This is a genomic window from Oxynema mangrovii CENA135, from assembly GCF_016632315.1.
Taxonomy (GTDB): Bacteria; Cyanobacteriota; Cyanobacteriia; order Cyanobacteriales; family Laspinemataceae; genus Oxynema; species Oxynema aestuarii.
In genome coordinates this window covers 391,030-417,304 of sequence record NZ_JAEOXH010000003.1, presented here as the reverse complement: position 1 = coordinate 417,304, position 26,275 = coordinate 391,030, and the positions used below count along the sequence as shown (strand labels likewise).

Sequence of the window (26,275 nt, the reverse complement as noted above, 5' to 3'; positions counted from 1 at the left end):
CGGGACTCTGACGGGCTGAGGGTCGAGTCTGTCGTCCCGACTTTGTTGAGCATGGATAGTGCGAGGCCAGAACTAGGGGGGAATTGACTCGCCCTACCTAGTTTCTGTTGTGTGACCTCCTTTCGCCCCGAGTCTATTTATACAGCGCGGGCTTGGCCACGCGATCGAAAACATGGCGCGGAAAAACCTCGCTCTTCTAGGATTATGATGCGCCTTGCGCCTTAACTTTCACAGGATCGGCGATCGCAACGGTTTTTCCGAAGAGAAACTCACAAATCGGGTTAGGGCCGCGTAGGTCTCTCCCGATCTGGGATACGGCGATCGCTATCTCCGAAAATGACAGAAAACGGATCGCTTCGATCCTAAAAGAAAAGCCTATAATTAATAGATTTTTGTATTATATATATTTATGATTCGCTAGAAAGCAAACTGAGAGCGCGTGCCCGCTTCAATAGCTCGATCGAACATACCTGCGAAATTGACTGAGATGAAGGGGCGACGAGCATGGAGGGATTTGAACCCCCGACCCTCAGAACCGGAATCTGATGCTCTATCCACTGAGCTACATGCCCTTACATTCCTCTATTCATACCACATTTTTCACTCAATAGCTAGGGTTAAAAATACAGTTTCTTAATTTGCAGGACAGTCACAAAGGCTGAATCTCTTATCTGGCAAGCATTTCATCGTTTTATAATACAATAATTCCATGTTTCATTTCCCAGATGTCATCCCCAAAACTAGACTCGACCCTGATGCAGTTTCTCTCCGGCAGTGCGCTACTCGTTTGTTGCACCCTGCGTCCGGAGTTAATTCCCTTTTCTCTGGCAAACGCCGTTTCAGGGATTACTGGCGGGATTGCCGCCAATGAACTCGGACAGATGTTACATCAATTTTTGGGTCAGAAAGACTACATTTTGAGAAACGAGCATTTAACGGGAGCAGTGGGAAAGGCGATCGCTGCCGTTATTATGGAAGAGGCGTTATTTCAGAAAAAAGCGCTACAAAAGCTTGCCGAGACTGCGATCGCCAAATGGCCGGAACTTGCCAAAGCAACCGTTAACTCATCTAAATTTTCCCAAATTCAAGAAACTCAACTCCCCAATATCTTTGCCACACTCCCGTCCCAGTTTGGTAAAGATCGGGTACTCGAACTAACAACTTGGAAAGAACTGCTTTACTGGTTGAGTGATGCTGGGGGTATTACTCTCACCAAGGATTGCATTACTTACAAATGGGATAACGAAATAGGTCAGTTAACTCCTGAAACTGAAAGCGAATTTCTCGCAAATTATTCCGAGTTCCCATACCTACCCTACGGGATTGGCTTTAGTCTTGAATTAACGACTCTAGATGAGATTGCTACCCGTCTTGAGGCCATTTTTCATCATAAGTTACAGGAAGCAGTCAAAGCAGACGATATGGCATTCAGGGGGTTAGAACTCTTGATGCAGGGTGAAATGCTTAACCTTAGCAGAAATATATCAAATGAATCTAAGTCAGTGTCGTCTCGTAACTCTTTCTGCTTGTGATACTGCGATAGTAGATATTTCTAGTCCAAGCGATGATTATATCAGCTTCCAAGGAGCTTTTCTGTCTGCCGGGGCGAATAGTGTAGTAGGAAGTCTTTGGTCACCGTATGATATGTCAACAGCTTTTTTAATGATAAAGTTTTATGCTAATCTCTTTCAAGGGTTAACTGTATCAATGGCTCTAAGTCAAGCTCAGCTTTGGCTGAGAGAAGTTACTGCCGAGGAATTACAAGACTGGATTAATGAATACTCTAATAACTTGATAGATATAGAGTTACTAGAAAATTTATTAGATTTTTATCATCCTACCGAAAAACTATTTTCAAATCCTTTCTATTGGGCAGCTTTCACAGTAACTGGTGTTTAGATAGTAGTTTTTAATTGAGTAGAGAACACCCCCCTCCATAGATTTTCACACAAACGTAAATGAGGGGGGACGAAAGCTTGAGGTCAAACTGCCGCCCCCACCCTTCACTGCATTTATTTCGCCAACCACATGCGCAAGAGGGCGAGCAGTTCCTCGGTGTCTACGGGTTTGGCGATGTAGTCCGACGCCCCCGCCGCGATGCATTTTTCCCGATCGCCCTTCATCGCTTTTGCCGTGAGGGCGATCGTCGGCAGGAATTGAAACTCCGGAATTTTGCGAATCGCTTCCATTGTTTGATAGCCGTCCATTTCCGGCATCATGATATCCATCAGCACGATTTTGATGTCCGGGGTGGACTGGAGTAACTCGATCGCGTCGCGGCCATTTTCCGCGTACACCACCTCCATCCGATACTGCTCTAACATACTCGTCAGCGCAAACACATTACGAACGTCGTCATCGACAATCAACACCTTTTGACCCACTAACACGTCCGTGGAGGGCGCGGCGGGATCCTCGCGCTTCACTTCCTCGCGGACTGCGGGTGCTACCGGGGTGCGATCGCCTGCCACCTGCGGCGCTGGCGGCATCGGCGGGGGCGATGCTTGTGCAATTTCCTCTAGGGGGAGACGCGGCGCCTCCACCACGGGAGGCGTTGCGGGAACCTGACGATCGCCATTCGGGGATGGACTCGGACGGAACACCTCCATCTGTTCCTCCAAATGCTCCAACGAGCGATCGTCCTTGCGAATCACCGTATCCGCCATCCGCTTGAGTGCGGCTTCTTCCGGTGGCGTTAACTCCTGTCCGGTGTAGACAATAATCGGCAATTCCCACAAATTCAGCTCGTGACGAATCGCTTTGAGCAACTCCAACCCATTCGCCAACGCCAAATCCAACACCACCCCGTCCACGCGATTGCCGCGCAAACAGTCCAACGCTTCTGGAACCGTATTCGCGGCGATCGCCTGCACGCCGCGTTCCTGGAGCGCTTGTATAAAACTGTTGCGCTGGGTCACATCGCGGTCCACCACTAACAACCGTTTCGATTCGCCCTCCTTCGGCGTCTGTACCGGAGGCAAAATCCCGGCGATGCGATCGAACGCTTGCGCCAACTCCTCCGGCGAAACGGGTTTGAGTAAATAAAATAACGCCCCGAGTTGCAATCCCCGTTGCTGTTCCTCCTCCACCGAGAGAATCTGCACCGGAATATACCGCGTATTCGGATCGTCCTTCAACCGACTGAGAACCGTCAACCCATCCATCACCGGGAGGCGAATGTCGAGCAGAATGGCATCCGGTTTGAACTGCTTCGCCAAAAATAAGCCCGTATCCCCTTGCAACGCCACCAGACATTTAAACCCCCGTTGGCGACCCATATCTAATAAGATGCTGGCAAAATTCACGTCATCCTCGACGATCAACAACGTGCGATCGCCCGTCCGGATGGCGTCCCGGTCGTCGGCGATCGGCGACGGGGGCGGGGTGATGTGAGAAATTGTCGAAATTAACGACTCCGACGGCGGACTCGCCACCGTTTCCCGGGGCTTTTCCGTCTCGACCGCCGCAGGTGTCGGGGGTTGGGGTTGCGGCGGTGCTTCCTTCGGTTTCTGCACCGAACCCATATACCGCTCCGGTAAATATAAAGTAAATGTACTACCGATATTTGGGGTACTGGTGACCGACAAATCGCCGCCGAGTAACCCGGCGAGTTCGCGGGTAATCGACAAGCCCAATCCGGTCCCGCCGTACTTGCGGCTAGTGGTGCCATCGACTTGCTGGAACGCCTCGAAAATCACGTCTTGCTTGTCTTCCGGGATGCCGATCCCGGTATCGGTGACTGCAAAGGCGATCGCACGGTCCGCGCGATCGAGAAACGGGTGATTCGGCTTCCAACCCGACGTGACCCGACGGATATTTAATGTGACTTTTCCTTGTTCCGTAAACTTAAACGCATTCGAGAGTAAATTTTTGAGAATTTGCTGCAACCGTTGATTGTCCGTATAAACCGATCGCGGCAATCCCTCCTCACAAGTGATTTCAAAATCGAGTTTTTTCTCAAAAGCCACTTGGTGGAACGTGCGATCGAGATAGCCGTGCAACTCCTTCAACGGCATTTCTTGCACCTCGATGCGCATCTTGCCCGACTCGATTTTTGCCAAGTCCAAAATCTCATTAATTAACGTCAACAAATCCATTCCCGCCGAATGGATCGTCTTCGCATACATCACCTGGCGATCGCTCAAATTCTTGTCCCCATTGTCCGCCAACATCTTCGCCAAAATCAGCAAACTATTAAGCGGCGTCCGCAACTCGTGGGACATATTCGCCAAAAATTCCGACTTGTACTTCGACGTTTGCGCCAACTGCGCCGCCTTCTCTTCCAACGCCAAACGCGCCCGTTCGATTTCCTGATTCTTGCGCTCCACTTCCGCATTTTGCGCCGACAGCAACCGTGCTTTTTCTGCTAGTTGTTCGTTCGTACGCTGTAACTCTTCCTGCTGCGTTTTCAACAACTCTTCCGATGCTTTCAACGACTGCGCCTGTTGTTCCAAACGCTGATTCGTCTGAGTTAACTCCTTCTGCTGTTTCTGCTGTTCTTCCGTCAGCAACTGCGACTGTTTCAGCAACTGTTCCGTCCGCATCGAGGCGCCGATCGTATTGAGAACGACCCCGATACTTTCCGTGAGTTGGTCTAAAAACTTGAGGTGAATGTCGCTGAAGCGTTGGAACGACGCCAACTCCAACACCGCCGTCACTTGTCCCTCAAACAACACCGGAATCACGACAATGTTGAGGGGAGACGCTTCGCCCAAAGCCGAACTAATTCTAATGTAATCCGACGGAACCTCGGTCAATAAAATCGTTTCTTTTTCCAAGGCGCATTGTCCGACCAAACCTTCCCCTAAATGGAACGTATTCGAGAGATGTTTGCGATGACGATAGGCGTAGGTACTGACCAACTTGAGGAACGGTTCCGCGATCGCATTTCCCGGCGTCGCATTGACATTTTCCATCAAGAAAAACGCCCCGTGGTGCGCCGAAACTAACGGCGACAGTTCCGACAGAATCAACTTAGACACCGCCTGTAAATCGCGCTGCCCTTGTAAAATCCGGCTGAACTTCGCTAAGTTCGTTTTCAGCCAATCTTGCTCGTTATTTTTCTGCGTCGTCTGGCGCAAATTGGCGATCATCTGATTGATATTATCCTTCAGCGCCGCCACTTCTCCTTGGGCTTGAACCGCGATCGATCGCGTCAGATCCCCCTTCGTCACCGCCTTCGCCACTTCGGCGATCGCCCGAACCTGAGTGGTCAAATTCGCCGCCAACTGGTTGACATTATCCGTCAGATCTCGCCACGTTCCCGACGCCCCCGGAACCCGCGCCTGACCGCCTAACTTACCCTCGATCCCCACTTCTCGCGCCACCGTGGTCACCTGTTCGGCAAAGGTCGCCAGGGTTTCCACCGTCGTATCGATCGTTTGCGCCAGGGCGGCAATTTCTCCCTTCGCCTCCACCGCCATCTTACTCTTGAGGTCCCCATTCGCCACCGCCGTAATCACTCGGGCGATTCCGCGAACTTGGGCCGTTAAATTACTCGCCATCGAGTTGACATTATCCGTGAGATCTTTCCACGTTCCCGCCACCCCTTCGACGTGGGCCTGACCGCCGAGTTTGCCCTCGGTACCGACTTCCCGCGCCACCCGGGTGACCTCCGACGCAAAGGAACTGAGACGGTCCACCATCGTGTTGACCGTATTTTTCAACTCCAGCATCTCACCTTTGACATCGACGGTGATTTTCTTCGATAACTCGCCGTTGGCGACCGCCGTGGTCACTTCGGCAATGTTGCGAACTTGGGCCGTTAAATTGTTCGCCATCAAGTTAACGTTGTCGGTGAGGTCTTTCCAGGTTCCCGCCACCCCTTTAACTTGCGCCTGACCGCCGAGTTTGCCCTCGGTTCCCACCTCTCGCGCCACCCGGGTGACTTCCGACGCAAACGAACTGAGTCGATCCACCATCGTATTAATGGTATTTTTCAACTCCCAAATCTCGCCGCGAACGTCAACGGTGATTTTTTTAGATAAATCGCCGTTGGCGACGGCGGTGGTCACTTCGGCAATGTTGCGAACTTGGGCGGTTAAATTGTTCGCCATCAAGTTAACGTTGTCGGTGAGGTCTTTCCAGGTTCCGGCGACTCCTTTGACGTCCGCTTGACCGCCGAGTTTGCCCTCGGTTCCCACATCTCGCGCCACTCGGGTGACTTCGGAGGCGAAGGAACTGAGTTGATCGACCATCGTGTTGACGGTGTTTTTGAGTTCGAGGATTTCGCCTTTGACGTCTACGGTGACTTTTTTAGATAAATCGCCGTTGGCGACCGCTGTGGTGACTTCGGCGATATTGCGAACTTGGGCGGTGAGATTGCCCGCCATCGAGTTGACGTTGTCGGTCAGGTCTTTCCAGGTTCCGGCGACGCCGGGAACGTCGGCTTGACCGCCGAGTTTGCCTTCGGTTCCGACTTCGCGGGCGACGCGGGTGACTTCGCTGGCGAAGGATCCGAGGCGATCGACCATGGTGTTGATGGTGTTTTTGAGTTCGAGGATTTCGCCTTTGACATCTACGGTGACTTTTTTGGATAAGTCGCCGTTGGCGACGGCGGTGGTGACGGCGGCGATGTTGCGAACTTGGTCGGTGAGGTTCTCCGCCATCGAGTTGACGTTGTCGGTGAGGTCTTTCCAAGTTCCGGCGACCCCTTGGACGTGGGCTTGACCGCCGAGTTTGCCTTCGGTTCCGACTTCGCGGGCGACGCGGGTGACTTCGCTGGCGAAGGAACTGAGGCGATCGACCATGGTGTTGACGGTGTTTTTGAGTTCGAGGATTTCGCCTTTGACGTCTACGGTGACTTTTTTGGATAAGTCGCCGTTGGCGACGGCGGTGGTGACGTCGGCGATGTTGCGAACTTGGGCGGTGAGGTTGTCCGCCATCAGGTTGACGTTGGTGGTGAGTTCTTTCCAGATGCCTCGAACTCCTTGGACGTCGGCTTGACCGCCGAGTTTGCCTTCGGTTCCGACTTCCCGGGCGACTCGGGTGACTTCGCTGGAGAAGGATCCGAGTTGATCGACCATGCTGTTGACGAGTTTGGCGGTTTTGAGGAATTCGCCTTTGAGGGGGCGATCGTCGAGTTCGAGGGGGATTTTATGGGAGAGGTCGCCGTTGGCGACGGCTTGGATGACGCGGGTGGTTTCGGTCATCGGCTGTACGAGGTCGCCGATCAGGGTGTTGACGGATTCGACGCAGGTTTTCCAGGCGCCGTTGTTGCCGTTGAGGCTGGCGCGATCGGCGATTTTGCCTTTTTTGCCGACGACTTCGCCGATGCGTTGGAATTCGCCGACCATTTGCTGGTTTTGTTCGAGGATTTCGTTGAGGGTGTCGGCGACTTTGCCTTCTAAGCCCGTATGGTGTAGGGGCATTCGGGTGTTGAAGTCGCCTTGTTTGAGGGCGTTGAGGGTGGTGAGGAGTTCGTTGAGGAGGTCGTTGTTGTTGGCGGGGGCGGTTTTGGTGGTCGTCGGCATGGTTTGGATCTGCGGTGGTGAGGTTAGGAGGGCGAGGGAAAGCGAGGGCGAGGCGATCGCGCCGTTGTTTCCGGGTTTAGTTTTCGATCCGTCCCGGACGGTTGGTTTTCCGTGCGTTTTTGCCGCGATCGCGACTTCTGTAAAAAAATGGTAGATGCAAAGGTCGATGATTCCGGGCAACAGGGTCTAGTCTAGGGTTCCCGGATTGAAGGGCGATGCTTTTCCCACCGTAACTCAGGAGTCAGTATTTTTACTAGGGGAATTTGCGCAAGGAAGAGATCCCCGGACAGATCCCGCGATCGCCCCCTTCTCCGGTTGTAAGGTTTTGATAAATTTTAAGATTGCTTTTTTGTAAATAAAAATTGAATTAAATGGCTGTAACTCTCTAATTTAAATAGTTTTAGGTATTAACACTTTCAGGAATAAGTCAATATTTTTATCTAAAAATTTGGCATTTTCGGGGGCGGTAGGGGCGATCGCCCCCTCCAGGGCGCCCATTCGAGGCGATCGCCCCTAAGTAGAAATACTGAAAAAACTCAATTATAAAGATGAAGTTATCGTAAAGTTTCCGTGTTGAAAACATCAATAAAAACTGCAGTTGTTCGATCCCACAGCTAGTAGATCCACTGGAAGTCTACTCAAATCAAAGAATCCTGAAAATGTAAACGAACTTCATCTTGAAAAGCGATAGTTTTTCATTTGTAGAAGCAAAAATAATCCTAAAATTTCCGGGTTTTTGACAATGTCAATCTTGACAAAATCACTGAAAATGATAACCAGGGGTAAGCAAGTTTGCAATGTAATTAACACGAATAAATTGGCACAAGGAATTATGAAATCTCAACTCTTTACCAACGGACTTAAAACTGGAACGGTTGCCCTGGGTCTTCTCTGCTTAACGGCTCAAGGTGCCAGCGCCAATCCTTTGAACGGTGTAGTTTTTAACGTTTTCCTGGAATGTCTTAACGATGGCGTCGTCCTGCAAGGAGATGATGCCCGGGTGAACGAATACAATTGGCAGTACGCGATCGATCCCACCAACGACGGCAGTGGTGGCAGCCAATTTGAAATGTTCGGGATGGGGGTTCGCGAAACCCAAGATAGCGTTTGGGTCGTCCTCAACGGCAATACACCTCTCGCTGGCGTCTTTGATTCTGTTGCTGCTGACAAGAATATTGGCTGGGGCGATTTATTCTTTAATTTAAACCCGACAACTGATTTCCAAACAGCTAGCAGTGAAGGCAGTTTGTACGGCGTTCGCTTCGCGGGTACGAATGATTCTGGAGTTTCCCGACTCGGTTTATACGGCAAAGTCACCGCTCAAAGCGTTACCGGAGCGAACCACGGTTACGCCAGCTTGGATGCTTACCACGACGCGATTACGAGCGCGGATTTGGGCGATATGAACGCCGATGGGTATCTCGACAACGGCCAACGATACTATCAAGGATCGAGTAGCCTCAATACGATCGCCTCTGGAACTTTCCTCAGTGAGATTAATTGGCTCAGCGAGCAGGAATTAGCCGACGGACATTTCGATAGCTCGTTGTTTGGCGGTAGCAAAACCATCGCTTTTAGCTTTAACAAATCCTCCGTTTTCGGCGAACCCGAAGCCCCGACCCAAAGCGTTCCCGAACCTTCTAGCCTCATCGGTTTGGCGTTCCTCGGCTTGAGTGCTTTCGGTGTCAAACGCCATAAAAAACAAAGCAGCAATTGTTAGTCCAATTAGAGATCGTCGTTTGACAATAATGGGAGATTGCAGGTAAGGACACGGCATTGCCGTGTCCTTACTTTGTCGTTCTGTCGAGGCACACGATCGCATACAATCAAGAAGTTGCCTTCGAGTCTCGGTCATGCAAAATACTCGTCTTAACAGCCTGTTCGATCTTGCTTTCGGGCGGTTTCGGGCGTCCCTTCGCAATCCTTGGCGGCGACTGGCGTTATTTGCGATTAGTTTTCTGTTGGGCAATTTGATGGGAACGACGATTTCGACGATCGCCGGACAAAATGCCAACTTAGATACGGTAGTCGCCGCGATCTTAATTGTGGTGACCGAAACTTACAGTTGGTTTGTCTATCGGGCCAATCGCCGAGTCTCCCAATCTTTGTTCGTCCAAAGCGTCAATGCGTTTAAAGTCGGCTTAATTTACAATCTCTTCGTTTTGGCCTTTACCCTCGGATCCTAACCTCTGCGTGCCCTTGCCCGGATTCATCCCGACAGCGTCATGACCGACCGACTGACAACGATCGCCGCAATTTTGCAAAAGTGGGCGCGCGGTGAGATTCCCTCTGAGGAGGCGATCGCCCAACTCGAACCCTACGAACTCGAAGACCCGCGCCGTCTCAACGCTTTTGGCATCGATCGCGATCGCCTCCGAACCCATTTAGCCGAGCGATCGCGCCTTTTCGAGTCCGTCGTGGGGCGCCCGAGTTTAAAGCGCATCGACAGCAAGGCATTTTTACCGAGTTTGTGGTTGGTCTGGCTGCCCTTCGCCCAAAACTTAGCCCGTCGGCGAACCGATCTGGGCCGTCCCTGGATTCAGGGGATTTTAGGATTGCAGGGAACGGGCAAAACCACCCTCACTCACATTTTAAGCGGGATCCTCGCCGAGTTAGACCTCAAGGTACTCTGTTTGTCCGTAGACGACCTCTACAAAACCTATCGCGATCGCCAACAACTGCAACGACAAGACCCCCGCTTAATTTGGCGCGGTCCGCCGGGAACCCACGATATCGACCTGGGAATCGCCGTCTTAGACCGACTGCGATCGCCTGACGATCGAACGATCTCCGTTCCCCGGTTCGACAAATCCGCTTACGGCGGCGCGGGCGATCGGGGCGAACCCGAACCAGTCGGCGCCGTGGATCTCGTCCTCTTTGAAGGGTGGTTTGTCGGCGTGCGCCCGATCGCCCCCCACCACTTCGATCGTGCCCCCTGGCCCATCGAAACCGACGCCGACCGCCAATTTGCTCGGGACTGCAACGAACGCCTGCACGCCTATCTCCCCTTGTGGGATCGCCTCGATCTCCTCACCGTCCTCGATCCCGTGGATTGGCAACTGAGCTGTCAGTGGCGAATGCAAGCGGAACGAGAAATGAAAGCGCGAGGACGCGACGGGATGAGTGACGACCACATCCGGGCCTTCGTCGAATATTTCTGGAAAGCTTTACATCCCGAATTATTCATCCCTCCCTTACGGAGCGATCGCGATCGGGTAGACCTGATTTTACAGATCGATCGCGATCGCTCCTACCGCGCCGTTTACTAAAACCGCTTACTGACCTTGGGGCGCACGATTGCCCGCCGTCCCCGGATTGATATTAATAAACGGTAGCGCGCCATCGTTCCCCATCACCATCGGAAACTGACCGTTCCACTTCTCGATCGCCGCCTGTTGCAAAATTTCCTGGGTAATCGTTTCTCTTAACAACCGTTGTGCTTCCGCTTGTCCCCTCGCGCGGTTAATTTCTGCCTGGGCATCTTGTTCCGCTTGTTGGGCGCGAAACACGGCGCGCTTAGCATCTTGTTCGGCAATTTGTTTCGCTTCGATCGCTTTCGCAAACTCCGGCGAAAAGGCGACATCGACCAAAGAAATATCCCGAATAATCAACCCGTAATCTTGAAGCCGCGCTTGCAATTCGCGATCGATTTCGTCTTTCAATTCCGTGCGTTTGGTAATAATTTCCTCCGCATTTTTCTTCGCCGTCGCCGCTTTCACGACTTCGGAAACTGCCGGGAAAATAATACGCTGCACCACCTGTTCCGAATCGCCAATACTCTGATACACCTCATTGACCTTTTGCGGATCGATGCTCCAGTTGAGGGCGACATTCATTTTCACATCTTGCAAATCTTTCGAGGCCGCCTGAGCCGGAATATCGCTTTTATCAACGCGAACGCTAATTTTTTCGACGCTGTAAACGATCGGGACGATCGGATGGAGTCCTTCCCCCAATACCGTATCTTGAACGGCGCCAAACTTCTTGAGAACGCCGCGCTGTCCCGCATCGACAATCACGAACGGTTTTAAAGCAGTAATCGCCAGCAGCAAAACAAAAGCTCCCGCAATGCCGCCCGCAATAATCAGAATATTTTTGGCATCATAGGAGGTTGCCGAATTTCGATTCGATCTCATAATCAATTCACCTGTATTGTGTTTTTCGCTTTCTCCACTCAATGGAACCTCACTGACAGAGAAATTGACCGATATTTTCCAAAAAATTTAAGTCTTATCCTCCATCGTCATCCAATGTGGAGTAAAACTGACCTCAAAAAATAGTTACCCGAAAGCGGTATCCGCGCGATCGTGCCAAGATATTCGAGTACGACAACTGTATTGTTCTATGCTAGACCTTAAAAACGACGGGTGTCACTCAGTCATTTAGTTTTATGAAGACAAACCCCCCTCATGCTTGGCCCAACAACACTCAAGAGGCGATTTCCATTCAAGAGCAGTTGCGATCGCAAGTCGTCACCACCGACGAGTTGGCCGAGATCCGCTACGTCGCTGGCGTCGATGTCGGTTACAAGCACTCCGATTCCCTCACCCGGGCCGCCGTCGCCGTCTTGAGCTTCCCGGATTTGCAATTGTGCGATCGCGCGATCGCACAAACCCCGACCACGTTTCCCTACATCCCCGGGTTTCTCTCCTTTCGCGAAGTCCCGGCGGTGTTACAAGCCTTAGAAAAATTGAAGATTACTCCGGATTTAGTGCTCTGCGACGGTCAGGGACTGGCCCATCCGCGCCGTTTCGGCTTGGCGTGTCATCTCGGTGTCATTACCGACCTTCCGGCGATCGGGGTCGCTAAATCGCGCCTGATCGGCGAGCACGAAGCTTTAAGCAACCGTCGCGGACATTGGCAACCTCTCCTCGATCGCGGCGAAACCATCGGCGCCGTGGTGCGATCGCGCACGGGAGTCAAGCCGATTTACGTCTCCATCGGTCACCGAGTGGCTCTCACGACGGCGATCGATTATGTCTTACGCTGTACCTCCAAGTATCGATTACCGGAAACGACACGCTGGAGCGATCGCCTTTCGCGCGAAGACAAAATGAATTAAGGCGATAAATTAAGGAGATCGCAGCACCGACAGCTAAAACTTCCAGCCAACATTCTATTCCTTCAATTTTTCATTTATTATCTTGTATTAGAATAAAACTTAACTCCTTGCAGGCAAATTTAAAGGCAAAATTGTACATGAGATACGGATTTTACTTGTATGGTATTTTTCCCCTCCCGGGTCCGCAACAATTAGCACGAGAAGGATTGGACAGCCAACCCGTCAAAACTCATATTGTTGACGATTTTGTATTTTTATATTCCGAAGCCAAACAACAACGCTATTTAGCCAGTCGGCGCAATTTGCTCGGCCACGAGACCGTCTTGGAAGAAGCCATGCAAGCCGGATATCGAACGGTTCTCCCCTTGAAATTCGGCACGATCGCCGAAAGCTGGCAAGCTGTCGAGAAGGAATTACTCGTCCCCTATCGCGAACGGTTGCACGAGTTATTAAAACAATTGACGGGCAATCGAGAGGTCGGGATTAAAATCTTTTGGGAAACGAACGAAGAATTACAACGCTTAATCGATCGCCAACCGGAATTAAAAGCGAAACGAGATAACTTACAAGGGAAACTTTTAAGCATGGAAGAAACGATCGCTATCGGTCAGGAATTAGAGCGATCGCTCGAAGCTCAAAAACAGGGGATTATCGATCGCTTCCACCACGAACTCAATGGTTTGGCGATCGATATGGTGGAAAACGATCCCCTTACCGAAGCGATGATTTATAATGCCGCTTATTTGATTCCTTGGGATCGAGAAACCGAATTCGGCGATCGTGTCGAAGGTCTCGATCGCGCTTTTGAAGGGCGCCTGCGAATTCGCTACAACAATTTTACAGCCCCATTCAATTTCGCACGCCTTAACTCCGATTAACTTGAGGGTTAACATGAGTCCGAATGGCGATCGCTCGGTGACTCTTTTAGCCGAAATGGGCGATCGCTTCGCCTAATTTCTATCTTTAGGTAGATGTCGAACCTTAAAAAATTAGCTAGTTGTTAACCAATTTTCTGCCTCGTTCGTAGCTTCGCACCCCCTAAAATCCACCCCGATTGAAGAAGCATTTCTTAACAAAATTAAGCTTCGTAACAATTCAAATCATCAAGCGACCCGCGATCGCAGAAGCCTTGGTAAAATGAACGGCAGTTCTCTAAAAATTTCGAGATTTTCAAGTCTTGGCGAGCGATCGTGTTGTTATCCCCTATCGACAACCGACTTGACCATCGCAATCAATTTCTGATGCTAGCCGCGATCGCCCGCATAGATTTACAAAGCGATCGGCAATATGAAAAACTCATTTACCCGCTTAAAGACACTGTCAAAATATTTGTCAAAATATTTGTCAAAATACTTTGGCAAATATAAATTTTACAGTATTTTAGGACTGTGCGCTGCCTTAGTCATGCTCAGTTTTAAATTTTTGTTCGCTCTTCCGGCTTACGGTCAAGAAACCGTTACAGTTAATGTTTTGATGAACGCCCTCGAAGCGAGTCAATGGCAACCCTTCGTCCCTGAATTCGAGGCAGAAAACCCCAGAATCGATCTCAATATCATTGAAGGGCCCAACGCCACCAATTTAATCGAAGATCTCTATACCTCAGCCTTTCTCCTCGGCGATTCGCCTTACGATCTCGTCTATATGGATACGGTTTGGGCGCCGAAATTCGCCGCCGCAGGCTGGTTAAAACCCCTCGACGATCGCATCCCTAAAGCCGAACTCAACCAATTTTTACAAGGCGATGTCGAAGCCGGACGCTATCAAAACCAACTGTATCGCATTCCCGTGCGATCGGATGTCGGAATGCTCTATTATCGCACCGATTTATTAGCCGAAGGCGGTTACAATCCTCCAGAAACCTTTGAAGAATTACAAACTATTGCCGCCAATTTGCAAGAAAATTCCCCAGCCGATTGGGGTTATCTTTGGCAAGGAAAACAATATGAAGGACTCTCGGCGATGTTCGTCGAAGTTCTCAAAGGATATGGCGGTTTTTGGATCGATCCCGCAACCAATACCGTCGGACTCGATCGCGCCAATGCGATCGATGCCGTCAAATTTTTAACCGCCACGATCGACACTGGAATTACACCGAAAGGTGTGACCACCTACACCGAAAACGAAACCCTTCGGTTTTTCATTAACGGCGAATCCGTATTTTTAAGAAATTGGCCTTATGTATGGCGAGAAGCCAATAAAGATGACTCGCCCATTGCCGGAAAAATTGCCCTCAAACCGATGGTTCACGCCCCCAAATATAACAGTGGAGGCTGTCAAGGCGGATGGGGATTGGGCATCTCTTCCACCACCCCCTATCCCGAGGAAGCCTGGAAAGTTATTCAATATTTCAGTAGCGAAAAATTTCAACGCCAATTCGTGTTATCCACCAGCTACGTTCCCTCGCGGCGATCGCTGTTTACCGACCCCCAAATTGTCGCCGAATACGGTCACTATCCCGAACTGTTAAGCGTGTTAGATAACGCCGTTTTACGTCCTCCCGTCGCCCAATACGCCCAAGCCTCCGATATTTTACAACGCTATCTGACGGCGGCGTTAAGCGGACGATTGACCCCGGAAGACGCCATGCAAAGCGCCGCCGCCGAAACCCGCAGGCTATTAGGGGAGTAAATCGAGGGTACCGGGGAACTCGATCTCACTTAATACCGCGATCGCCCGCCCCGTTCTCGGGAAAATTGCCCTCACTTAAAGTAGATCGATCGGATGGAGATCGCCCCTAGTTTTAACCGATGTTTTTCACCGATTGAATTTTAACTGATTGTAGAAATCTACAACCTTTTCCATGAAAATCGATACAATTCGAGGTAGAGACCAACTCACCGGGTGGATTCTCGTTACCCCCGCATTACTGTTATTATTACTCGTCTTTGCTTATCCCATCGGACGCGCATTCGTCTTGAGTTTGTTCGCCGAAAACCTCGGGACTAACTTGCAAGCTGAATTTACAGGATTGTCCAATTACGCCCGCATGTTTGGAGACGGTCGCTTTTGGCAAAGTATCTGGAATACGAGTATTTTTACAACGGCTTCCGTGATTTTAGAATTGATTTTTGGGTTGGGAATTGCCCTCGTTTTAAATCAATCTTTTCCCGGACGGGGCGCCGTTCGCACGATCGCCATTATTCCTTGGGCTTTACCGACTGCGATTATGGCGTTAGCCTGGGCGTGGATTTTTAACGATCAATTCGGCGTCGTTAACGATATTTTAATGCGTTTGGGACTGATCCAACAAGGGATTAACTGGTTGGGAAATCCAGCCCTAGCAATGGTGGCGGTCGTGGTCGCCGATGTTTGGAAAACCACCCCGTTTATTAGTATTTTATTGCTGGCTGGATTGCAATCAATTTCCGAGGATTTATACGAAGCTCACGCGATCGATGGCGCTACACCTTGGCAGAGTTTTCGCCAAATTACGCTGCCGCTTTTAATGCCACAAATTACGATCGCCTTACTATTTCGGTTCGCCCAAGCTTTCGGCATTTTCGATCTGATTCAAGTGATGACTGGAGGCGGCCCCGGTGGAGCAACTGAAATGGTCTCGGTTTATATCTATGCCAATGTCATGCGCTATCTCGATTTTGGTTATGGTGCGGCGTTAGTGGTGGTGACTTTTTTGCTCCTAATTGTCGTGGTGGCGATCGCCGCTTATTTTCTCTCGAAATCTCGGAATAGTAGGGATTCAATTTAGTTAAACCGTGACAATTTTTGATGTGATTTAATTTGTGAACTATGGCAACAAAATCCAGCTCAAATCAAAACAAATCGATCGCTTTTTCCTGGCGATCGCTCGTCATCCCGATTGTCGTAACGGCCATCGTTGTTTTTACCTTAGCACCTGTTTTATGGCAACTGCTGACTTCTTTTAAAGTCAACCCAGAAATCGAAACTATTCCCAATGTTTATATTCCCTCCAAAATCACCGTTCAGCATTATACGGAATTGTTCGTGCGCCGTCCGTTCTTTGCCTATATTTTAAACAGTGCTTTGGTCTCGATCGTTTCCACTGTATTGTGTTTGGCGATCGGTTCTCCCGCCGCTTATGCCTTAGCGCGATTGAAAATAGTGGGAGAAAAAATCATTTTAGCAGGAGTTTTAATCGTCACCCTGTTTCCCTACATTCTGCTCTTTTTAGGCTTGTTGGAAGTCATCAAATGGGTGGGATTGGCGAATAACTATTTAGCTTTAATTATTCCCTACACTGCGATTAATTTACCCTTGACGATTTTGGTCATGCGCAGCTTCTTTCAGCAACTCCCTAAAGATTTAGAAGATGTCGCCAAAGTAGACGGTTACAATACTTGGCAGATGTTAACTCGAATTGTTTTACCGCTTACGTTGCCTGCCATGGTGACCACGGGAATTTTAACCTTTATTTTTTCTTGGAATGAGTTTCTTTTTGCTTTGACTTTTATCACTAAAGAAACCATGAAAACGATTCCCGTCGCCGCCGCCCAATTAAGCGGGGCTTCTCAATTCGATACCCCTTACGGCGCCCTAGCCGCCGCCACAATTCTCGGGACGTTGCCGTTGATTTTATTGGTGTTATTTTTCCAGCGTAAAATCGTACAAGGGTTAACGGCGGGGGCAGTTAAAGGATAGAGAAAGATATAGCAATCCTCAATGATTTTGGAACTTAAGTTTCAGATTGTGTAGAGTCGCCCGCCGACAGCGTCGATCTTGTATTCAAAAATAGCAGGAAAAAAGAGCAGGAGTTGACAACATGGCTAAACTAGAGATTAAACAACTCAATAAAACGTACAATCCCAAAACGATTCCCGTTAAAAATATCAGCCTGGAAGTCAACGATGACGAATTTTTAACCTTACTCGGACCGTCGGGCTGCGGTAAATCGACCACCTTAAGATTAATTGCCGGATTGGAACAACCCACCCGAGGTCAAATCTTAATCGGCGATCGCGACGTGACCCATTTAAAACCGGGCGATCGTGATATTTCGATGGTATTTCAAAGTTACGCCCTTTATCCCCACATGACCGTTTATGAAAATATGGCCTCGGGGTTGAAACTGCGTAAAATTCCGACCCAAGAAATTAGAAAACGGGTTGAAGAAGCCAGCCGCTTGTTAGATTTAAACTGGGATTTAATGAATCGCAAACCCGGGCAACTCTCCGGCGGACAAAGACAGCGAGTGGCTTTGGGTCGCGCCTTAGTCCGACAGCCGGAGGTGTTTTTATTAGACGAACCGTTAAGTAATTTAGATGCGCTGTTGCGCGAACGAGTGCGCGCTGAAATTAAACAATTATTTGAACAACAAAAAGCCCCGGTGGTCTACGTGACTCACGACCAAGTAGAGGCGATGACCCTTTCGAGTAAAGTCGCCGTCCTTTACGAAGGAAACGTCCAACAACTCGACCCTCCGCAACGGATTTACACCCATCCCGCGAATCAATTTGTGGCGGGATTTGTCGGTAGTCCCCAGATGAATTTACTGACCTTAAATTGTCAGGGAAATCATGCAATTTTAGGCGATCTCCACATTCCTTTACCGGAAGGGTTATCGACGCCACCCGAAATCGTCATGGGAATTCGTCCGGAACACGTGAGACTTCCTCAAGAGGGCGATCGCCTCATCGTGCACGGACGGGTCTTTTTAGTCGAAAATTTGGGAATGCAAAATCTGCTGAGTGTGAGAGTGACGGGCGAGAATAACGAATCTACCACGGTTCGGGCGTTGTTATCGGCAGATGTAGAGTGGGGAGGCGATGCGGTGAAATTAGCGATCCCCCCGGACTCCATCCATTGGTTTGACGTGAAAACAGGCGATCGCCTCCGTTAGGATACCGCCTGAAACTGATACGTGTTATCTGTGTGAGGTCGCGCGCGATCGCCCGTCCCGAGTTTTGGCTATTTCTAATAGGATGTTAACCGTATGTTCGGCACTGTCGCTCAAGCTTTCTTTGTTGCGACACCATTCGAGAAACGTTTCAAAGTTTTCCGAGATTTGTGGTTGTTAGGAGACTGGCGGTTGCGGTGGGTCATGTTGACCGCAAGCGGTTGTTAGTAATAGGAACCACAAAAAACAGCAGTAACTTATTGTTTCATGATTTTTCTATTTTTTTTCAGCGATCTTATTTCAATATTCGTAGGGTGGGCAAGTTTTGCCCACCCTACCCTACTAGCTTCACAGGCAACGCCCTAAATCTTTTAAACTCGTCAAACAAATACGGCGATCGATCGGATTGTCCTCAATAATAAGATTATCCATGTCTTCATGAACCTCAGCCAGTGGCGAGACATCTACAATTTGATTGTTCTGTAGCCAAAGATGTTTTAAATTCGTCAGGCTCGCTAATGGTGAAATGTCCACAATTTGATTATTGTCGAGTCGCACTGACTCCAAACTCGTGAGAGTACCCAATGGTGAAATGTCCACAATTTGATTATTGTCGAGTCGCACTGACTCCAAACTCGTGAGAGTACCCAATGGTGAAATATCTACAATTTGATTGTTACTGAGGTAAAGGGAGTCTAAATTCGTTAAACTGGCTAATGCAGTAATATCTTGAATTTTATTAAAACCAAAATCAAGCCAAGTCAAGTTTGCCAAGTTAGCTACAGACGAAATATTGGCAATTTGATTACTATCAAGATCCAGAGTTTGTAACTTACTCAGATCCTTTAACGGAGTTATATCTTGAACTTGGTTATTAGAAATATTTAGACTGCTGAATTCGGTTAGGCTGGCTAGCGGCGAAATATCTTTAATTTGATTCTCGTGGAGTTCGATTAAGGTAAGTTGGGTCAAATTCGCCAACGCCGATATATCTTCAATTTGATTATTATTGAGACGAAGCGACCCTAAGTTGCTCATATTAGCTAATGCGCTGATATCTTTAATTTGATTGTTATTGAGTTGAAGTTCGTATAACTCGGTCATATTCTCTAAATCAGCGACTTCTTCAATTTGATTGTCACTGAGGTAAAGCTGTGTAACTTTGGTCAGATTAGCTAATGGGCTGATATCTTTAATTTGATTTCCATAAAGTTGAAGCGATTTTAATTGCTTTAACTTGGCTAATGGCGAGAGATCCTGAATTTGATTTCTATTAAGGTAAAGCTGTCTTAGGTTGGTTAGATTGGCTAATGGCTCAATATTTTTAATTGAATTGTTATTGACGGCAAGATATTCTAAGTTTTTAAGATTAGCCAATAGAGTAATATCTTTAATTTGACTGCCCTCACCTATATCTCTACTTGAAAGACCGAGGCTGGTCAAATTAGTCAAATTAGCTAATGGTGCAATATCTTTGATTTGATTTTCTGAAAGTCGAAGTCTGCGTAAATTAGTCAGATTAGCTAATGGTGCAATATCTTTGATTTTGTTACTATCGAGTTCAAGCCACGTTAAATTAGTCAAATTGACTAATTGGCTAACGTCTTCAATTTGATTAATCTTCAGACTTAATCCCGTCAAATGGGTCAGACTTGTTAATGGGGCTAAATTGACAATTTCTTCACCTGTAAAACTCAGATATTCCTGTTTTTTAAGGTTCTCCAAAGCGCGATCGCACTCCTGAGTTTCGGCTATTTCTAATAGGACGTTAACCGTATGTTTAGCACTGTCACTCAAGCTTTCTTGATTGCGACACCATTCGAGAAAAGTTTCAAAGTTTTCCGAGACTTGTGGTTGTTCGGAGACCGGGGGTTGTGGTGGCTCATTTTGAGTGCAAGCGCTTGTTAGTAATAGCGACAGTAAAGCAACGGCAGTAAGTTCTTTTTTCATGGTTTTACCTGTGTTTTTCAGTTATTTTTAATATTTGTAGGGTGGGCAAAACTTGCCCACTCTACAAATATCCAATTCATAATTGACAGTCTGTTAAGCGGGGGATCGAAGGACATACAGGATTCTTCACTGGGTTACCTTTAAGATAAAAGGAACTCAAACTCGTCATATTTTCTAATGCCGGGATCTCTACAATTTCATTGTTATTTAGTTCGAGAGATACCAAATTTGTCAGACTTACTAACGGCGAGATATCTACAATTTGATTGTCATTGAGCTGGAGTGCTTGCAAACCTGTCAGACTTGCTAGTGGCGAAATATCAACAACTTTATTGTTATTGAGTCCGAGGTATGTCAGATCGCTCAATTTAGCTAAGGGTCTAACATCAATAATTTTATTTTTACCGAGATAAATCCTTCCCAAACGGGTCAAATTAGCCAGTGGCGATACATCAATAATTTGATTATTATAAATTCTTAACTCTATCAGATCGCTCAACTTAGCTAAGGGTCTAACATCGACAATTTTATTGTTATTGAGATAAAGGTGGGTCAGATTGGTCAGGTTTTCTAAGGGTTGAATATCTTCAATATTCGTGCTATTGAGAACTAGCTGTTCTAGCTCGGTCAAATTTGCTAAGGGCGTAATATCTTTAATTTGATTGCGACTAGATAGAGAAAACCAGTTTTTCCTACCGCTTAAGGCCAGAAATTTGAGTTGAGTTAGGGTTGCTAATGGAGAAATATCTTGAATTCTGTTGTCTGCAAGCCGAAGGATTTTTAGTTGAGTTAAACTCGACAACGACTCCAAATTTTTAATGTCATTTCCATTAAGCCCTAGGGATTCTAAACCAGTTAAATTGGGTAAGGTAAGAAGAGCTTTAATTTTATTTTCATCGAGGTTAAGCTCTTTCAATCCTGTAAGGTTGGCTAGGGGGCTGAAATTTTCAATTTTATTGTTATAGAGAACAAGAGATTCTAAACCAGTCAAATTGGCTAAGGGAATAAGATCTTGAGTTTGAAGTTGATTCCCTTCAAGATTAAGAGTTCGTAGTTCAGTGAGACTGGCTAATGGGGAAAGGTCTTCAATTTCATTGGTTGGAAATTGTGCGAAATCACCATGTCCGCCTAAGATAAGCTCTTCGAGTTGGGTGAGCTTGGCTAAGGGGGAAATCTCTGTAATTTGGTTGTTAAAGAGATTGAGGATTTTCAGATTGCTTAGATTCGCTAAGGGGGCGAGATCTGCAATTCGATTATCTCCGAGGTGAAGAGATTGTAAATTAGTCAAATTAGCTAAGAGGGCTACATTTTGAAGTGAATTGCCTTGTAAACTTAGCTCGTTGAGATGAGTCAAACTGGCTAACGGGGCCAGGTTAACGATGTCCCGATTCACGAGACTTATCGAGCTTTGGTTAGCCAGGTACTCGGAAGCGCGATCGCACTCCTCGGTTGCAGCTTCTTGTAAGAGTATGTTGACCGTATGTTTAGCACTGTCGCTCAAGCTTTTTTTGTTGCGACACCATTCGAGAAACGTTTCAAAGTTTTCCGAGACTTGTGGTTGTTCGGAGACCGGGGGTTGTGGTGGCTCATTTTGACCGCAAGCGGTTGTTAGTAATAGAGATAGCAAAGCTACGGTGGTAAGTTTTTTCATCTGTTCCCCTGTTTTGTTCGAGTGTGTTTTGACAAAAACTCGTTAAATGTGACAACAGAAAAATAATCTATAAGATAATCTATTGGCCTGAGTCACTTTAGCGAGCCTATCTTAGCCTCTATCTTTTCAACCTGCCACTATTGCTCTCATTTACGGGCGCGCTCTCGCAAAGACGGCGTCACGATCGCCCCACCGAAACGATAAAATTGGGAGACTCAAGTCCGATCGCCCGTCCCTGACTTCTAAAAAAATTGAAAATCTAAACTCTAAAATGGGATCGATTCACCCCGATTTTCCGAGCTGACGATCGCAGCATCTATTCCATCCCTCGTCAAAGGAGCAGTATTCGTGTCCAGCATCCTGACTTATCTCGAACCCAAAGAAGTCTTACTCAGAACAGCCACCGTTCTCAAAGGAACCTTCGACCCGGCAAAAGTTGCCACGGTATCCGTCGTCGCCGAAGATAAATATCCCCTCAGCGTCGAACTCAACCGGAGTGAGGGTCGCTGGCAGGTCAATTTACCTAACGGTTTGACCGCGCCGGGGATTCGCTGGTTGCGCCTCAAGGCGATGGATAGTAGCGGTCGCGAACTCGACAACCAACAAGCCTACATCACCGTCAGCGAACAACCGATGACGGTGGCGGACTCTCTCTCTTTAGAAGTGCTGCACGATACCTTTTTTAAAGCGACTCCGGCGCCTTCGACGACCTTGAGCGATCGCCACAAAGCCCAAATCCCCAAAGGTCGGTCTTTCGGGGTCAGTCGCTATAGCGTGGAAGGCGATCGTGTCAAAATCGAACTCAATACCGATGTCGAACCCCTCGGACGGTTTGGATACTTCTACAAACCTCACGTTCAACTCGTCAAAGCCGAACAAACCCAGCGCGTTACCGTCGATAACGTTCCCGACCCGCCGCCGGGATTCTGTCAGTTGTGGGTCGCCCAAACCACTAAAATTAAAACCAAACCGGAAAATTCGAGCCAACTGAGCGCCCACCAACAAGCCGAACTCCTCCAAGGACAAACCTTTTTAACCTACGGTCATACATCCTTCGCCAACCACTTTCGCATCATGTTGCGCGACCCGATCCCGGGATTCGGACAAATTGGCTACGTCTATAAAGATCACGTCAAACTCAAAAAAGACGGCGAATGGATCGAATACAATCCCAATGCAACGAATTTAAGCATTCTCAAAACCACGGTGATTAAAAAACGCCCCGTCGATTCGAGTACCTTAAGTGAGGCGGATCGATACACTCTTCCCATCGGTTCGGTGTATGGGGTCGTCGCCTATTCCTCGGAAGCGGGCCATCTGAAAGTATCGCTGAGTGAAAATTTACCCGGTTTCGGCAATACGGGCTATCTTTATGCCGATTTCGTGCGCTTGTTACGCGGGGAAACGCCCCTATCGGCGGTCGGCGATCGCACCCCCTCCCCGGAAGACCCGTTGACCTATACCGGACCGAAAGAAGTTCTGGTCAAACAAGCGGTTACCTTAACCGGAAACTTCGACCCGCAAAGCATTAGCGCGATCGCCGTCGTCGCCGAAGACAAATATCCCCTCAAAGTCGAACTCGATCGCGACGCCGGAACCTGGCGGGTCGTACTCAGCAACGGCTTTACCACCGCCGGACTGCGCTGGTTGCGCTTGCGCGGCGCCGATAGCAACAACCAACTCGTTTCCTCGGAAATCATCTACATCACCGTCAGTACCCAAGCGACCACTGTCGGCGAACCCCTGCGCTTGCGCGTCGAACAAGACACTTGGTTTAAAGTCGCCCCCTTCGATTCCCAACAACTGGCGGACGACCAAAAAGTAATGGTCAAAGGGGGAACCACCTTTACCGTCAGTCGATACGGACTGGTAGACGGACACCTGAAAGTGAACCTCGATCCCGCCGTCAATCCCGTGGGGTCGTTCGGTTACTTTTACGAAGGTCATGTCGAACTGACCAAAGGGGAAAAAGTCCTGCGCTTCGACATCGAGGACGTTCCGGATACCAACTTGACGGCGAAAATGTTGGTCACCCGAACCACTTTTATTAAAGCCCGTCCGGTGGATTCGTCGATGCTCAATGCCAGTCAAAAAGCCGATTTAAAATTAGGAACGACTTACGGAATTACCGGATATGCCTGTACTGAAGGGCATTTTCGCGTCACTCTGACCAACTCGATTCCCGGTTTTGGCAATGTCGGTTATATTTACTGGCAGCACGTCCAAATTAAGAAGAATAACGATGTCATTCCCTACGAACCGGACGCGCTGACGATTACGATTCGCGAGACGACGGCATTTAAAAAGCGCCCGATTTCGGCGGCGAACCTCGGTCCGACGGAGAAAACTACTCTCAATCTGGGGCGAGTTTACGGGGTGGCGAGTTACGCGATCGAAGACAATCACCTGAAGGTCTCGCTGACGGAAGAGTTTCCGCAATTCGGCAATACGGGATATATTTATCCGCCTCACGTGTTGATGCGTCGCGGGAGTCGGGCGTTCGATCCGCTTCCGGATCGGATCGAGCTCAACGTCCCCTATTTCTCCCAACGGGATAACCCGCGTTACTATTGGTCTACTTGTAATGTGACCTCGATCGCCATGGTGTTTTATTACTACGGCGTGCGATCGAAGTGGGGCGGACAGCTTGAAGACGAGTTATTACAGTGGTGTTTCAACTATGCCGGAGAAGGCTCGCAAACCAATCACAGCGTGCTTTCGGCGCTGATTCGCGCTTATGGATTCAAGCATCAATTCGTGACGACGGCGCGCTGGTCCGACGTCAAAAACGAGCTGATTAACCGCCGTCCGGTGGTGATTGCCGGATACTTTACGGCGACGGGACATATTCTCACGATTATCGGTTTTAACAGTCGCGGTTACATCGTGCAGGATCCTTGGGGCGACGCCCTGACGGGATATAGTTATACGGAAGGGCGAAAGTTACTTTATCCCTACGGATACATGGATGAGGTGTGCGGTCCCGAGGGGAATATTTGGATTCATACGATCGCCCAATAAAACAGCCATCGAGATCGCGATCGCGGGCGTTCGCCCTTTCCATCGAACGTCCGCGATCGCAAGATTTCTGGATTCGTTAAAATAGCCATTTTTATCCATTCCATCCATGGGAATTTAGCGGTATCGTAAAAACGAGTCTAGGGAATCGAAATGATGGCTAAAAAACAGAAAAAGCAGAAAAAAGAAACAGGCGATCGCGATCGCCCCGTCGCGAAAACCACCCTGGCGTCTACCTCTCCAGACGCCCGTTTCCAGTTCCTACAAAAACGACAAAAAAAGGTGCTGACCTTAATTAAGCGAAAGAGAACGGAACTGTCAAACTTAACCGAACAGATGCAAGAGATTGCGCGATCGATGCTCTATCACGGTCAACCGATTTACGAACAAGCACAACAGCTCGATCTCGAAATTCACGAATTATTTCACGATATTTTTACCAAGCGCAAATTTGCTAAAAAAACCAAACTCGAAATTCGAGAAGTTTACGAAATACTCCAATTTACAGGTCGCATCAGTCCCCATTTCGACGAAGAAGACGAAGAGTTCGCCCGGGAGGAAGAAGCCGAAGCCGAACGCGAACATACGAATGAGGAAAATGACGACAGTTTCGACGACGAAGACGGTCCGGAATGGGGCAGTCATTGCCTATTTGAAGAAAACCATGCCCCTCGTCCTTCACGGGATATGAGAAAACTGTTTCTAAAATTGGCCGATCGCTTTCACCCGGATAAAATTGCCGATCCGGAAAAAAGAGAGCATTATACCGAAATCATGAAAGAAGTTAATATTGCTTACAAAAGTGGCGATTTTGCCCGCTTGTTGGAAATCGAACAACAAAGCGAATACGAGCAAGAAATTGAAACTTCACAAAACGATCGCGATCGCCAGTGCAAGCAACTCGAACACGATCTAAAAATTCTCGAACGGCAATACGAACAATTAAAAGACCAAGTTCGCGAAACCCGCAACACTCCTCAAGGGATGATGGTCAAAGAATATCGCAAAGCCAAACGGGAAGGCATGGATTTAGTGGAAGCCTCCCTCGAACAATTTAAAGCCGAACTCGAATCCCTCGAACAGATTCGCGATTTCGTTAAAGATTTTCGCGATAAAAAGATAACGCTGAAGGAATTTTTACGCGGTCCGTCCCGTCGCCAACCCTTGGATTTGGACAATATCGAAGACATCATCGACGAACTGGCAAAACATGGGATTCAGATCCATTTTTAATCGTTAAGTCGTACCGTTCGATGGGATATCGTTCGATGGGATTGAGAGGGAAGAGCGATCGCCGTTTACAATACGTC

General features: G+C 48.5%; 17 protein-coding genes and 1 tRNA gene. 13 read left to right on the top strand and 5 right to left on the bottom strand.

All coding sequences use genetic code 11. The annotated features are described in order from the left end of the window. Positions 1-499: 499 nt before the first annotated feature. Positions 500-572 (bottom strand) — tRNA-Arg (locus JJD41_RS21440). 183 nt (positions 573-755) lie between these two features. Here JJD41_RS21440 and JJD41_RS21435 point away from each other — a divergent pair. Continuing rightward, a complete protein-coding gene (locus JJD41_RS21435; RefSeq protein WP_200669527.1) occupies positions 756-1,532 on the top strand; it encodes a hypothetical protein in 777 nt (258 codons plus the stop codon). Beyond that, entirely contained in the window at positions 1,489-1,899 is a 411-nt protein-coding gene (locus JJD41_RS21430) for a CHAT domain-containing protein (protein WP_200669526.1), read from the top strand. The genes JJD41_RS21435 and JJD41_RS21430 overlap by 44 nt, the downstream gene beginning before the upstream one ends. 113 nt (positions 1,900-2,012) lie before the next feature. Here the strand turns inward: JJD41_RS21430 and JJD41_RS21420 are convergent, their stop codons facing one another. Then, entirely contained in the window at positions 2,013-7,472 is a 5,460-nt protein-coding gene (locus JJD41_RS21420; RefSeq protein WP_234489047.1) for a HAMP domain-containing protein, read from the bottom strand. Positions 7,473-8,304: 832 nt separating this feature from the next. Here JJD41_RS21420 and JJD41_RS21415 point away from each other — a divergent pair. The 3 genes from JJD41_RS21415 (at position 8,305) to JJD41_RS21405 (ending at position 10,741) form a co-directional block, all read left to right on the top strand. Then, positions 8,305-9,192, top strand: a complete 888-nt coding sequence (locus tag JJD41_RS21415) for a PEP-CTERM sorting domain-containing protein (protein WP_200669525.1) — start codon at positions 8,305-8,307, stop codon at positions 9,190-9,192. A gap of 133 nt (positions 9,193-9,325) precedes the next feature. Then, positions 9,326-9,658, top strand: a complete 333-nt coding sequence (locus JJD41_RS21410; RefSeq protein ID WP_200669524.1) for a DUF565 domain-containing protein — start codon at positions 9,326-9,328, stop codon at positions 9,656-9,658. Between the two features lie 39 nt (positions 9,659-9,697). After that, positions 9,698-10,741 carry a glycerate kinase gene (locus JJD41_RS21405; protein WP_200669523.1) on the top strand — a complete coding sequence of 348 codons (1,044 nt, stop codon included), beginning with the start codon at positions 9,698-9,700 and terminating at the stop codon, positions 10,739-10,741. A gap of 6 nt (positions 10,742-10,747) precedes the next feature. Here the strand turns inward: JJD41_RS21405 and JJD41_RS21400 are convergent, their stop codons facing one another. Beyond that, positions 10,748-11,608: a prohibitin family protein gene (locus JJD41_RS21400; protein ID WP_168568757.1), complete on the bottom strand. Its 861-nt coding sequence runs from the start codon at positions 11,606-11,608 to the stop codon at positions 10,748-10,750. A 254-nt stretch (positions 11,609-11,862) separates the two neighbouring features. Between JJD41_RS21400 and nfi the strand changes: the two genes are divergently transcribed. The 6 genes from nfi (at position 11,863) to JJD41_RS21370 (ending at position 18,349) form a co-directional block, all read left to right on the top strand. Beyond that, entirely contained in the window at positions 11,863-12,534 is a 672-nt protein-coding gene (nfi, locus tag JJD41_RS21395) for a deoxyribonuclease V (protein ID WP_200669522.1), read from the top strand. A 137-nt stretch (positions 12,535-12,671) separates the two neighbouring features. Beyond that, a complete protein-coding gene (gene gvpF / locus JJD41_RS21390) occupies positions 12,672-13,412 on the top strand; it encodes a gas vesicle protein GvpF (RefSeq protein WP_200669521.1) in 741 nt (246 codons plus the stop codon). A 409-nt stretch (positions 13,413-13,821) separates the two neighbouring features. Beyond that, positions 13,822-15,162, top strand: coding sequence for an ABC transporter substrate-binding protein (locus tag JJD41_RS21385; RefSeq protein WP_200669520.1), 1,341 nt, complete (start codon positions 13,822-13,824; stop codon positions 15,160-15,162). A gap of 172 nt (positions 15,163-15,334) precedes the next feature. Beyond that, on the top strand, positions 15,335-16,240 hold the full coding sequence (locus tag JJD41_RS21380) for a carbohydrate ABC transporter permease (RefSeq protein ID WP_200669519.1): 906 nt from the start codon (positions 15,335-15,337) through the stop codon (positions 16,238-16,240). Positions 16,241-16,281: 41 nt separating this feature from the next. Further along, positions 16,282-17,151, top strand: coding sequence for a carbohydrate ABC transporter permease (locus JJD41_RS21375; protein WP_200669518.1), 870 nt, complete (start codon positions 16,282-16,284; stop codon positions 17,149-17,151). A 121-nt stretch (positions 17,152-17,272) separates the two neighbouring features. Then, on the top strand, positions 17,273-18,349 hold the full coding sequence (locus JJD41_RS21370) for an ABC transporter ATP-binding protein (RefSeq protein WP_200669517.1): 1,077 nt from the start codon (positions 17,273-17,275) through the stop codon (positions 18,347-18,349). Positions 18,350-18,694: 345 nt separating this feature from the next. Here the strand turns inward: JJD41_RS21370 and JJD41_RS21365 are convergent, their stop codons facing one another. Beyond that, positions 18,695-20,296 (bottom strand): leucine-rich repeat domain-containing protein, encoded by a 1,602-nt coding sequence (locus JJD41_RS21365; protein ID WP_200669516.1) that lies wholly within the window; start codon positions 20,294-20,296, stop codon positions 18,695-18,697. Between the two features lie 76 nt (positions 20,297-20,372). Beyond that, entirely contained in the window at positions 20,373-21,947 is a 1,575-nt protein-coding gene (locus JJD41_RS21360; RefSeq protein WP_200669515.1) for a leucine-rich repeat domain-containing protein, read from the bottom strand. Positions 21,948-22,580: 633 nt separating this feature from the next. Here JJD41_RS21360 and JJD41_RS21355 point away from each other — a divergent pair. After that, a complete protein-coding gene (locus tag JJD41_RS21355) occupies positions 22,581-24,968 on the top strand; it encodes a C39 family peptidase (RefSeq protein ID WP_234489110.1) in 2,388 nt (795 codons plus the stop codon). A gap of 150 nt (positions 24,969-25,118) precedes the next feature. After that, positions 25,119-26,198 (top strand): J domain-containing protein, encoded by a 1,080-nt coding sequence (locus tag JJD41_RS21350; RefSeq protein ID WP_234489046.1) that lies wholly within the window; start codon positions 25,119-25,121, stop codon positions 26,196-26,198. Positions 26,199-26,275: the final 77 nt, after the last annotated feature.